Genomic DNA, 12,568 nt, shown 5'->3' with positions numbered 1-12,568 from the left:
TTAGCTTTTCAGCCTTAAAAAGTACAGTAATTTTTTACAATTTTAATTTTCTACAAATGAATACTATTAAACAATATCAATTATTTTTTTTAGTCTTGGTACTATTTGTTTTTTCTTCTTGTACTGTAAAGAAAAATGGCATTGTTGCACATCGCGGTGCCTGGAAACAAAATAATTTTCCTGAAAATTCAATTGCTTCTCTAAGGCATGCCATAGATTTAAAATTGGCAGGTTCAGAGTTTGATGTTTGGAGAACAGCAGATGATTCTTTGATAATCAATCATGATGCACATTATAACAAGTTACTTATCGAAGAAACAAATTATGCTGATTTGATAAAGTTTAAGCTTTCGAACGGCGAAAAACTGCCAACTTTATATGAATATATTACAGAGGGTAAAAAAAATAATAAAAAAACTTTATTAGTCTGCGAAATAAAACCATCGGAAATCAATAAAGAAAGAGGAAAACTTACAGCCTTAAAAACGGTTGAAATGATTAAAAAACTTAAAGCTGAAAAAAGCACCTGTTACATCAGTTTTGATTATGAAATTTTAAAACAAATCAGACAAATAGACACTAAAACTTCTTTACAATATCTGGAAGGCAATAAATCTCCAAAAGAAGTTAAATCAGATCAAATTTCAGGAATTGATTTTCATTATTCAGTTTTTCAAAAACATCCAGAATGGATCAAAGAAGCAAAAGACAATAAGATTATTTTAAATGTCTGGACAGTTAATGATCCTGAAGTTATGGATTGGATTATTGAAAATAAATTTGATTACATAACTACAAATGAACCTGAACTACTAAATCAAAGAATAAAAAACAAAAAATAGAAAAAATGCATAAACTACTTTCAATACCACTTTTATTGCTCTTGTTTGTATGCAATAACAATTGGGCGCAAAAAACGAATATTCCAGGAAAAACAGAATGGTTTGATCCTAATAAAAAAGCCTCTACGTATTGTAATCCTGTTAATATTGGGTATAATTACACTACTGAAAATCATAATGGTATTCCGGAATCACGTCGTTCCAGTGCAGATCCTGTGATTATTACTTATAAAGGCGAGTATTACTTATTTGCTACAAATCAGGCAGGATATTTCTGGAGTAAAGACATGTCTGACTGGAAATTTGTTTACGGAAGTTTTCAAAGAAAACCTGCAGATGATGATCAATGCGCACCAGCTGCATGGGTTGTAAATGATACGTTGTTTTATGTAGGTTCAACCTGGAAGAGAGATCATCCAATCTGGAAAACTGCAGATCCAAAATCAGGTCAATGGTTAAGACATGTAGATAAAGCAATGCTTCCTACCTGGGATCCGGCTATTTTTCAGGATGATGATAAAAAAGTATATATGTATTATGGTTCAAGTGGTAAACTGCCTCTTGTGGGTGTAGAAGTAGATTATAAAACATGGCTTCCAAAAGGGAATCAGGCAGATTACGAAAAATTATATAAAGTAACAGAAGTTGAGGATATTCAACGTCCGTATGGTCAAATCAAAGAAGTTGTAGGTTTGGATCCGGCTTCTCACGGTTGGGAACGTTTTGGGCCTAATAATGATATGGAACCGGCGCCTTGGGGTAACTTTATTGAAGGAGCCTGGATGACCAAACACAACGGTAAATATTATATGCAATACGGAGCGCCGGCAACAGAATATAAAGGTTATGCAAATGGTGTTCATGTAGGGAATAGTCCGTTGGGACCTTTTGAATATCAAAAACACAATCCAATGTCATATAAACCGGGCGGATTTGTAATTGGAGCCGGACACGGAAATACCTTTGCAGATAATTATGGAAATTATTGGAATACCGGAACCTGCAAAATATCTATAAAAGATCGTTTTGAGCGTCGTATTGATATGTTTCCTGCAGGATTTGATAAAGATGATGTGATGTATTCGATTACTTCTTATGGAGATTTTCCTATAGTTTTGCCAACCAAAAAGCGCAATCAGGAAAATGGAGCTTCTTCAGGCTGGATGTTACTTTCGTATAAAAAACCCGTGACAGTATCTTCTTCAGAAGAATGTATGGAGGTCGAAACGCACAGAGTAGATAACGGCGGTAAAAAAGTATATGAGAAGTTTTGTTATGGAGCCAGTAATCTGACCGATGAAAATATTCAAACCTATTGGTCCGCAAAAACAGATCATCCGGGAGAATGGTTACAGCTTGATTTAGGCAGACAAATGCAGATTAATGCTTTGCAGATTAACTATGCAGATCATAAAGCAACGCAATACAACAAGGCAATGGATATTTATTATCAATATAAAATCTTCATGTCTGATGATGCTGTAAACTGGAAATTGGTAGTAGATAAATCAAAAAATGCAAAAGATGTTCCGCATGATTATGTAGAATTAACAAAAGCAATCAAGGCGCGTTACATCAAAATGGAAAATATTCACAATGCATCAGGATTATTTGCTATTTCTGATTTTAGGGTTTTTGGTAATGGACTGGCAGAAAAACCAAAATCCGTTACTGATTTTAAAGTAGACAGAAATGCATCTGATTCGCGTAATGCAATGATTTCCTGGAAAAAACAAACAGATGCAATAGGGTATAATATTTATTACGGTATTACGCCTGATAAATTATACAATACTATTATGGTGTATGATGAAACTTCATATGATTTTAGAGGTTTAGACAAAGGAACGAAGTATTATTTTACGATTGAAGCCTTTAATGAAAACGGAATTAGCACTAAAAATGAATTAATTGAAGTAAAATAATTTTTAATTTTATTTTGAGAAATCGTTAAATAAAACCTGTGGCAGTTCTAAAGAATTTTGTTCCTTTGCGTAACAACCCAAAATGCTATAAACCATATGAAAAAAACGATTCTTTTAACTGCTTTAGTTTTGAGCGGATTGACATCTTTTGCACAATCAAATGATGAAAAGAACATTAAATTATTCTACAAAAAAGCGCTAACGGAAGCGAAGTGTTATACTTGGTTAGAATATTTGTCTAATGATATTGGGAGCCGTTTATCAGGTTCTACAGGCGCACAACAAGGTGTCGAATATACCAAAAGACAGCTTGAAACATTAGGTCTTGATAAAGTATATTTACAAGAAGTTACGGTTCCGCATTGGGTTCGTGGCGAAAAAGAAACCGCTTTTATTCTGGACGGAAAAGTAAAAATGAGTGTTCCAATTTGCGCTTTAGGAGGATCAGTTGCTACACCTAAAACCGGAATTACAGCAGAAGTTATAGAAGTACAAAGTATTAAAGAACTGAACGAATTAGGAGATAAAGTAAAAGGTAAAATTGTATTCTTTAACAGACCAATGAATCCTGAAAATGTCGCAACTTTTGAATCTTATTCCGAAGCAGGGGACCAAAGACGCATTGGCGCTAAAGAAGCAGCTAAATTTGGTGCAGTTGGTACGATTGTTCGTTCATTAAACCTTCGTTTAGATGATTTTCCGCATGCAGGAGCCCAAAGTTATGGTGATTTGCCAAAAGAACAATATATTCCGGCTGCTGCAATCAGTACTAACGGAGCAGAACTATTGAGTAAATTATTAAAAAGTACTCCGGGCTTGAAACTTTACTTTAAGCAATCTTGCGAAACATTACCTGATGTACAATCTTATAATGTAATTGGAGAATTGACAGGAACAGTAACGCCCGAAAATATTCTCGTTGTAGGAGGTCACTTAGACTCATGGGATCTTGCTGACGGTTCTCATGACGATGGAGCAGGAGTAGTACAAAGTATGGAAGTAGTGCGTATTCTTAAAAACTTAAACTATAAGCCTAAAAATACCATTCGTGTTGTATTGTTTATGAACGAAGAAAACGGTGGAAGAGGTGGTGCCAAATATGAAGAAGTTTCTAAACAAAAGAACGAGAATCACATTTTTGCTTTAGAAAGTGATTCCGGCGGATTTACACCAAGAGGATTTTCTATAGAAGCTGATGACGCTAATCTGAAAAAAATTCAAGGATATGCAACTCTTTTTGAGCCATATTTTGTAAATAGTTTCATAAAAGGACACAGCGGATCAGATATTGAGCATTTAACGTCTAAAACCATTGTAAAAGCTGGTTTAATGCCAGATTCACAACGTTATTTTGATTATCATCATGCAGCAAACGATAAATTTGATGCAATTAATAAAAGAGAATTAGAACTTGGTGCCGGAACAATGACTTCGTTGATTTATTTAATAGATCAAAACGGAATTGTTCTGCCAACAGCAAACTAAATTTTACTACATATAAAATGAACAAAAGCTATGGGTTTTACTCATAGCTTTTTTTGAAATTATAAAATCAGTCTTTAAAAATAATAGTAAATTTTGCTCCCTCATTTATTTTGCTTTCCAGGCAAATATGTCCGCCAAGATTGGTAACATGATTGTATACCAGATATAGTCCAATACCATTACTGTCTTCTCGCGAATTGAATTTTTGGTGTAAACCAAAAATTTTATCCTTTACTTTTTCCATATCAAAACCAATTCCGTTATCTGTAATCGTTAGTTGCGTTGATCCGTTAAACCTGTGTGAATTAAAATTAATAATAGGTAAAGATCCGGGTTGCGAATATTTTATTGAATTGGTAATCAAATTCAGAAATATACTTTTTAACGAAGTTTTATTAAAAAGAACAGTTTCAGCTTCTGAAAAATCTATGAAAAATTCCACTTTTGAATTGTTAATTAAAGAGTTTATAGAAAACAAAACTTCTTTTAAAATCGAATCCAGATTTAATACTTCTAATTGATTGTCTTCTTCATTTTTTTTATCCAAAATAGCGACATGATCAATCAATGTTTTTTTTAAGCTGTGTGTTGCGATTTCTATTATCGAAATCAGTTCAAGCGTTTCCGGATCTGTAATAGTCGATGTATCCAGAAGATCAAAAACAGCCAATAAATTATTTACAGGTGATCTTAAATCGTGAGCAGTAGTATAAGTAAGTTGTTTAAGCTCATTATTTATTTTAGTAAGTTCAGTTAAATGAGCGTTTCGTTCTTGTTCCAGTTCTTTTTTAAACGTGATATTTTTGGCGATTGCAAAAACAAGTTTGTCCTTTTGTATGGGAAACGAAGTCCATAATAACCAAACAATATTACCGCTTTTAGTAACATACCGATTCTCAAAATTGTATAAACCAATTTTTCGGGTCAGGTTTTTTCTCGAATTAGAAGTAGTTACCTTATCAGCTTCAAAAACAAAATCGTTTATTGGTTTTGAGAATAATTCTTCCTCGCTGTATTCTAATAATTTTGATACAGATGGGTTTATTCTTTTAAAGTATCCATCAAATCCGGCGATACATAAAAGATCTGGCGAAGAATCAAAAAACTCTTCAAACTGATTGAAAAAATCAACAGTTTTTTCAGTGAGGTTAGGTGCGCTATTATTCATAGATAAAACCTAATTTTGAAATTACATCACTAAAATAAGATTAAAATTTTACAGTTATATCTTCTTTTTAACATTTTAATTGGATATTCGTTCAAAAACAATTTAATTCGTTGAACAACAAAAATGATAAAATAATGTACAAGTAAAATCTTATAAATGGTTTTTTATTTTTCTCCTTTAAAATATCAATAAGTATCTATAACTGTTTTTAGTAAATCTGAATCGACTAAATCAGACGGAGCAACCACTTTTTCTTCAAGTGGAATATCATTTCCATATCTTTCCTTTACTAATTTTTGTGCTCTGGGATCCGTTAAATTAAAATCTTTTAATTGCTTCAATTTTGATAATTCGATACCGGCACCATTTTTATAGATTTTCCAGATCAGTTCAGAACAATAAATTCGGGTATCTGACCACTCAAAATAAGCATCATAATCTTTGCCCATAAATACCTGACTGTAATCTTTCATTTTTTGTAAGGTTGCAGGAGTTAATACTTTATCCGCATTTTTTAATCTTTTTACGAGATATTTATGCTCTTTTCCATGTTGAATCCAATCTTCAAGGCGAGTTAGTTTTACAGGCTGAACAGCTTCAAAAACAAACCAGTTTCCATTTATGTTATAAATAAGTCCACAATGCGAAAACTTTGAATTAGTAGCAATTCGAACCGCTTCGCATTGACTCGATTCTGAAGTTTGAAAAATAAGATCACCATCCTGAATTTTATTCTCCAAAGTATTTTCGACTTTAGAGTGCGTCTTAGAAAACGGATTGTTAGGGAAAACCTGCATGGCAACAAACAATGCACAGCCGAAACTCAGTAAAAATGTAATTCCAACAAATAAGTATTTTGATTTTTTCATCTTTTAGTTTTAAGGTATTTATCGCAAAATTATATTTCACGCAGATTTTAAAAAGATTAAGGCAGATACGCGCAGATAATTATAAATAGCAGATTTTTAGATTATATCTGCTATAATCTACTTAATCTGCGTGAAACAAAAAACTTTGCGGCTCTGCGACCTTGCACGATTTTTTTATTAAGCTCAGCAAATAAAAGGCAAAAAAAAATAGTTACCAAAATGATAACTATTTTTAAATATATTTTATGAGAAATATTAGATTCTAAAAATTCCGCCTACAGCAATAATTCTCTGTAAAAAGAAAAAGTCCTGCGATGCCTTATCATTATTACTTTGTGTAGTTCTAATATCCTGCATGTTGATGTAACCGCCTTTTAGCTCACCTTGCAAGTAGAAATACTTGAAAAAAGTAAAGTTAATTCCCGCTTTTGCAGATAAACCATAACCGGAAATATGAAAATCATCATGACGTTCTTTTCCTAATAGAGTTGTATTTGTTTTAGGATATAAAAGTCCTGCACCTAAACCCTCAGTTAAATTAATTTGTACTTTATCAATATTTGGTAAACCCAACCAATTCGAAATATCATCATGTCGTGAAACCTCAGTATTAATATAGTTCAAACCATCTGTATGCTCATACATTAAAAAAGCAGGAGGATTTCCCTGATTACCACCGGCAATACCACCTTCCTGAGCACCATGTTGAGACATATCTACAGGTGTATTATTATAATCTCCGTTGTAATAAGATCCAGCCTGATCAGCAGGTAAATTAATATTACCGGTAACATTAGCGATTTGATTTTGAGTCATCACATATTTCATGTGATCCCATCCAATCGAAACGCTGTAATGATCGCTAAAAAAGTATCCCATTCTAAAATTAGTCTGAGGAATCGTCATGTTAGCAGGATTTACATAATCAATATGATATCCTTTTGGTTTGTCATGAGCTTTCATATCAGCAACCGTAAAATTATAATCTTTACCTCTAAAGTTTACATCAGATTTAGTATAACTATCTCTATTACCACCCCATGAAACAAAGAACTTACCTTTATTATGTGCTGTATATTTATCTTGTATTGCAATCTCATCCTGGGCAAACATGTTCACAGCAAAACACATTAAGAAGAAAGGCAAGAATAAAAATTTATTTTTCAATTATTTATTTTAAAAATGATTAGAATGAATTAACTGTTTTTCTAATAGCTACCAATTTGGTCATTAAACCTTCAAAATAGTCTAAATGTAACATATTAGCACCATCACTTTTTGCATTAGCAGGGTCAAAATGAGTTTCGATAAAAATACCGTCAACACCCACAGCAATACCCGCTTTGGCAACAGTTTCAATCATATCAGGTCTTCCGCCCGTAACACCGGCAGTTTGGTTAGGTTGTTGCAACGAGTGCGTAACATCAAGAACCGTACTTGCATATTGTTGCATAGTAGGGATTCCTCTAAAATCTACTATCATGTCCTGATATCCAAACATAGTACCACGATCTGTAACCATCACATTTTCGTTTTGGCAATCAAGTACCTTTTGTACAGCATGTTTCATGCTTTCCGGACTCATAAATTGTCCTTTTTTCAGGTTCACTACTTTTCCTGTATTAGCCGCAGCAACAACAAGATCAGTTTGACGTACCAAGAAGGCAGGAATTTGCAAAACGTCAACGTATTGCGCCGCCATATCAGCATCCTCATTTGTATGAATATCTGTTACAGTTGGAACATGAAAAGTCTCAGAAACTTTTCTTAAAATTTTTAATGCTTTTTCGTCACCAATTCCGGAAAAACTATCAATTCTGGAACGATTGGCTTTTTTAAATGATCCCTTGAATACATAAGGAATCTGAAGTTTGTCGGTAATACCAACTAATTTTTCAGCAATTCTTAGAGCCATTTCTTCTCCTTCAATAGCGCAAGGGCCTGCTAATAAAAAGAAATTTCCGCTTTCAGTATGCTTAATTTGTGGAATATGTTGTATGTTCATAATATGATTTTTTGACAGTGCAAAGGTAGTTATGATTTATGAATACGAGATTAAGATTTAAGATTATTTTAAGAAGCCAATCGTGCTATCCGCTGTAATATTTTTCTCTAAACCCCTTTTTTCTTGGTCTTTGCAGGAGCTTCCTCCGGTCGCTCTGCTAAAACCAGAAAAAACAGGCTTTCTCAAAAAATGATTTTCGCTGTTATCACGGCTAAAAAATTTAGTGGAATTATAGGATTTACATGTAATCATATTGACTTATAAAAAAGCAATATTAAAACATTGCAAAAAGCTATTAAATGATAATTATCATATTAAAGATGTTTCTTCGTATCATTACAGGAGTATTATAAAGATCGTAATTTAATTATTTTCTGTACGTAACAATTGTGTTTTTTGAAATTTTCAGATAAGAAAACCCAAATAAAATTTGTCCGGTAAAAAACAGAATATTCGCTAATATATTAATCAAAACAACCAATTGAATTTGTGATAATATGCTTTCAAAATCATGAAAATTCATTGTAACGAATTGATATACATTAATTTTAGTTATCAGAATCCCGGGAACGATTAGTGTTAAATGAATTAAGAATTTCTTGAAATTTATTTCTTTTGTAATTTTAGATAATTTCCAATAATAAGAGGAAACAACTATTAGAATAAAAAATTTAATTAAGGTCGCAATTAATTTTGCTGGTATAATAATGGTATTTAAATCCGGAATTATCGAGTTTAAAAAACTTGAATTAATTCCGGAGATAATAATATAATAAGGAAATATAATTACAGTTACAAATGAGAAAATTGCAAAAGCAGTTTTAGTTTTTAATGGGAACATTCCGGGATTCATAGATAATAACATTAAGAGTAAAACTATCCCTTCTTCAAACTCAATCCCATTGGAACCATTAAAATTCCTTTTTCATAAATGTTCAGATATAATTTTACAGGTTTCTTCTGTCCTTCCCATTTTAATTCATAAACATTCAAAAATCCCGCGCCCATATCGCTTCTTTTTGTTGGGAAAGGACAACAGGTTTCTAAACGTGTAAAAGTGATTTTTTCTCCGTTTGGTCCTGCTAAAGCATTTAAAAAACGAATTTCGTTTAATGCTTCATCTTTTGTATTTCTATAAAATATATTTACAGGATAATCAGGATCATAGCCATATTTTTTATCAGTGCTAAAAAGAGTAATAACAAAAGTATTGTCTTTCTTTAAAACTAAATCAGGAGCGTTGTCATCGACATTTTTCAAGGTCGATCTTGTGCTCACGCAAGAAATTACAGTGATTAACAAAACAATAAAAAAGACTATTTTTTTCATGGTTAAAAAGTATTGGTCATGCAAATGTAAAATGTTTAGGCCACAGATTAAAGAATTAGAAAAAATTTACAAAAAATCTGTTCGTATCTTCCAATCAGTGTGCAAAAAGAAACCGTAAATATGTTTTTATATACTAACTATTCTATCTCTTTTGCATTTAATTTTAAAATACCAACAACAATCAGATATTGTGCCACAAGATAAGTTAGCATAATAAAAAATGAACTTCTTTCTATAGGTGTGTGAAATTTGTTGATTGCCAGAATACTATCAGAAATAACAAAAGCTGTAGCACCTAAAAAAACATGTAATCTTCCGGGTTTTTTCCAAATTAAATAGCCATTAAAAGCAAATAAAAGCATAATCGAAATTACAGCTGCGTAAACAATTACAGGTATTTTTAAATCACCTAAATTGGGCATCAAAAACAAAACCATTGCAATGAGATAAAAAGCAATCAGAAGGCTTCCAAGACTAAACAAGAATTTGTTAATCTGAATTTCGCCTACAATTTGTTTATTAAAAAGGGAGCAATAAGTGAGATGAGCAATTAAAAAAGAAACCAAACCCAGAATAAAGTAGATTTCGGCAATATCAGCAAAAAGCAAAATAACGTCTCCAATCCAGGAGAATAATAATGCGATTAAAAGGGTTTTCCGGGAGCTGAATTTTTGATGAAAGTAAACTCCAAAGCCTAATAATGGAATCAACACAGGTTTTAAAAATAAATCTAAATTATCATCTCCTAAAAATAGAATAATGAGATATAGAATACTAAAAATAATGTATATTTTAAAAAAAGTAACATTTTTCATAAGCGGTTATGAATTTATATTTGATTTATTGGGGTTCTGAAATGGGTAGTTACAAAGTAAATCGTAATTAAAAATGATAAAAATAAATAACTGATAATTATATAATTACTTATGGAGAAAGCATGATTTAAACCAAACCAGTCTCCATTATATGTTATAATGGCAATGGCAATAGCAAAGCGCAAACCTTCCCAGAAAACGGCATATTTGCTTTTATCCATTAGCTCTGTGTAGCTATAGATTGTTATCAGAATAAATAATCCATAGATAAAAATATTAGGCAAGCCAATTTTTGAAATATTATCGAATAAATAAGTCACAAACAAAAGTGTTATTAAAACTTGTGTAACAGACCAGTAAATTAGTTGCTGTGAGTTTTGTGTGCCGTATTTATCAAATTCAAAAACATTATCAATTTTGTTTACAGGATATTTAATTTCAAAATTCTCTGGCCGCCATCCTGTTGGCTTAAACCAGATTGTAAATTTATCTTTCCAGTTTTCAGCTCTCCAGGCATCTTTAATCAATAAAGTCAAATGCTGAAAATTAATCCGGATGGGATTCCAGGTATTCGCAGGTCTTGTAATACCAAAAACAGGCGGAACATCATCTAATTCGGCTTGAAAAGTGCCAAAGAGTTTATCCCAAAAAATAAAAATCTGTGAATGGTTTTTGTCTAAATATTCCGGGTTTATAGCGTGATGTACACGATGATGTGATGGCGTAACGAGAATATATTCCAGAAATCCCATTTTTTTGATGTGTTTGGTATGATACCAAAATTGCAAAAATAAATGTAGTGGTAAAGTAATTGCAATTACAGTAGCAGGAACGCCTAATAATGCCGCGGGAATCAGTAAAAAAGTAAACAGATTAACTAAACTTGCAACAGGCTGACGCAAGGCACATGCAAGGTTAAATTCTTCGCTGCTGTGATGAATCGCATGTTTGTTCCAAAAAAGATTAATTTGATGCGCCCATCTATGACTCCAGTAACCATAAAAATCAATGACAAAAAAAGCAATACAATAGGAGAGAACGCTGGCTTCAAGATGGTAGATGGCAATTTTAGAAACCATCCATTCATATGATAGGAATGTAAGGCTTAACCCAAGAACATCTTTTACAGAATTGGTAATTCCGGAACTAATACTCGATACGCTATCGATCAAAGGAGCGGTATCGTCCTTTTTGTAAATGCCGTATATTTTTTCGATTATAATTAATACTAAAAAAATAGGCGTTGCGATAATCAATATCTTTCCGTATTCTTCCATAAAAAAAGCATTCTATTTTATTCAAATATAGAATAAAATAGAATGTTTTTTAAATTATTTTCAATTAAACGATTTATAAATAAATCATATTCAATTATGATTTATTTCGGGCAGCCGTAAAGCAGTCAATTAGTTAGGAAAATTGATTACAGCATATACTTTTAATTTTTTGATTTTTTATCTTAAACCGGAGGTATTCCTTTAAGATTTAAAAAAGAATCCTATTTAAGCTTTTCAATATTTAGTCCTTGACATTTGTTATTCTATGTTTTTTTATTGATTCACATAAATTCCAAAATAGGATAAATATTTTCAATTAGATCAAAGTCATATCAAACTACTTAAAATACAGCAATAAAAAAGCCTTGAAGTTTTTGTATAAAAAAAACATTCTGTTTTATTCAAAATCAGAATAAAACAGAATGTCTTAAAAAAAAATATTTTTCAATTAAACAATTTCGGCGCTTAGTCCAGCTTCCAAAAGTTGTGTACATTGAGGTTTTAACTTGTCCATTGACCCCGTTTTTACAGTGCATTTTCCGTTATAATGTACAATTAAGGAACATTGTTCTGCTTGTTCCGGCGTGTGACTGCAAACACGCATTAAAGTATCAATTACGTGATCAAAAGTGTTTACATCGTCGTTGTAAACAATGATTTCGTTATTGAAACCTGTCGCTTCCTTTTCGCGGACTCTTTCTCTTACTTTTTCTTTAGTACTCATTTTTTTAGGTTTTTGTACTTTTGTAATTACTAATTTCTTTTGTCACAGATTACATTTTTATATCAATTCTTAAAACTAAAATCGTTGTAAATATTCTAATTGATTGATCTGTGAATCATTTGTATTTTA

At 31.8% G+C, this 12,568-nt stretch carries 12 protein-coding genes; 3 read left to right on the top strand and 9 right to left on the bottom strand.

Features of this window, described 5'->3' with window-relative positions; translation table 11 throughout:
• Positions 1-56: 56 nt before the first annotated feature.
• The 3 genes from BXU01_RS02255 to BXU01_RS02245 all read left to right on the top strand — a co-directional run bounded on the left by BXU01_RS02255 (position 57) and on the right by BXU01_RS02245 (position 4,252).
• Positions 57-842, top strand: coding sequence for a glycerophosphodiester phosphodiesterase family protein (locus BXU01_RS02255; protein WP_083691508.1), 786 nt, complete (start codon positions 57-59; stop codon positions 840-842).
• Between the two features lie 5 nt (positions 843-847).
• A complete protein-coding gene (locus BXU01_RS02250; RefSeq protein ID WP_083691507.1) occupies positions 848-2,767 on the top strand; it encodes a family 43 glycosylhydrolase in 1,920 nt (639 codons plus the stop codon).
• Between the two features lie 96 nt (positions 2,768-2,863).
• Entirely contained in the window at positions 2,864-4,252 is a 1,389-nt protein-coding gene (locus BXU01_RS02245) for a M20/M25/M40 family metallo-hydrolase (protein ID WP_083691506.1), read from the top strand.
• A 67-nt stretch (positions 4,253-4,319) separates the two neighbouring features.
• On the opposite strand, the gene BXU01_RS02240 is transcribed toward BXU01_RS02245, so the two are convergent.
• From BXU01_RS02240 to BXU01_RS02195, 9 genes are all read right to left on the bottom strand, one after another.
• A complete protein-coding gene (locus tag BXU01_RS02240; protein WP_083691505.1) occupies positions 4,320-5,420 on the bottom strand; it encodes a PAS domain-containing sensor histidine kinase in 1,101 nt (366 codons plus the stop codon).
• Positions 5,421-5,605: 185 nt separating this feature from the next.
• Positions 5,606-6,289, bottom strand: a complete 684-nt coding sequence (locus tag BXU01_RS02235; RefSeq protein WP_083691504.1) for a YiiX family permuted papain-like enzyme — start codon at positions 6,287-6,289, stop codon at positions 5,606-5,608.
• Between the two features lie 255 nt (positions 6,290-6,544).
• Positions 6,545-7,456, bottom strand: coding sequence for a hypothetical protein (locus tag BXU01_RS02230; RefSeq protein ID WP_083691503.1), 912 nt, complete (start codon positions 7,454-7,456; stop codon positions 6,545-6,547).
• A gap of 19 nt (positions 7,457-7,475) precedes the next feature.
• A complete protein-coding gene (gene kdsA, locus BXU01_RS02225; protein WP_055097995.1) occupies positions 7,476-8,294 on the bottom strand; it encodes a 3-deoxy-8-phosphooctulonate synthase in 819 nt (272 codons plus the stop codon).
• A 367-nt stretch (positions 8,295-8,661) separates the two neighbouring features.
• On the bottom strand, positions 8,662-9,147 hold the full coding sequence (locus BXU01_RS02215) for a hypothetical protein (RefSeq protein ID WP_083691501.1): 486 nt from the start codon (positions 9,145-9,147) through the stop codon (positions 8,662-8,664).
• 23 nt (positions 9,148-9,170) lie between these two features.
• On the bottom strand, positions 9,171-9,623 hold the full coding sequence (locus BXU01_RS02210) for a 2-dehydro-3-deoxyphosphooctonate aldolase (RefSeq protein WP_083691500.1): 453 nt from the start codon (positions 9,621-9,623) through the stop codon (positions 9,171-9,173).
• A 137-nt stretch (positions 9,624-9,760) separates the two neighbouring features.
• Complete coding sequence (locus tag BXU01_RS02205) at positions 9,761-10,438, bottom strand: lysoplasmalogenase (protein WP_083691499.1); 678 nt, start codon at positions 10,436-10,438, stop codon at positions 9,761-9,763.
• A 14-nt stretch (positions 10,439-10,452) separates the two neighbouring features.
• Positions 10,453-11,715: a sterol desaturase family protein gene (locus tag BXU01_RS02200; protein ID WP_083691498.1), complete on the bottom strand. Its 1,263-nt coding sequence runs from the start codon at positions 11,713-11,715 to the stop codon at positions 10,453-10,455.
• Positions 11,716-12,163: 448 nt separating this feature from the next.
• A complete protein-coding gene (locus BXU01_RS02195) occupies positions 12,164-12,439 on the bottom strand; it encodes an ATP-dependent Clp protease adaptor ClpS (RefSeq protein WP_055097989.1) in 276 nt (91 codons plus the stop codon).
• Positions 12,440-12,568 lie beyond the last annotated feature (129 nt).

Source organism: [Flexibacter] sp. ATCC 35103 (genome assembly GCF_001975985.1).
GTDB lineage: Bacteria > Bacteroidota > Bacteroidia > Flavobacteriales > Flavobacteriaceae > Flavobacterium.
The sequence above is the reverse complement of the archived record's forward strand: the minus strand, read 5'-3'. Positions and strand labels throughout refer to the sequence as shown.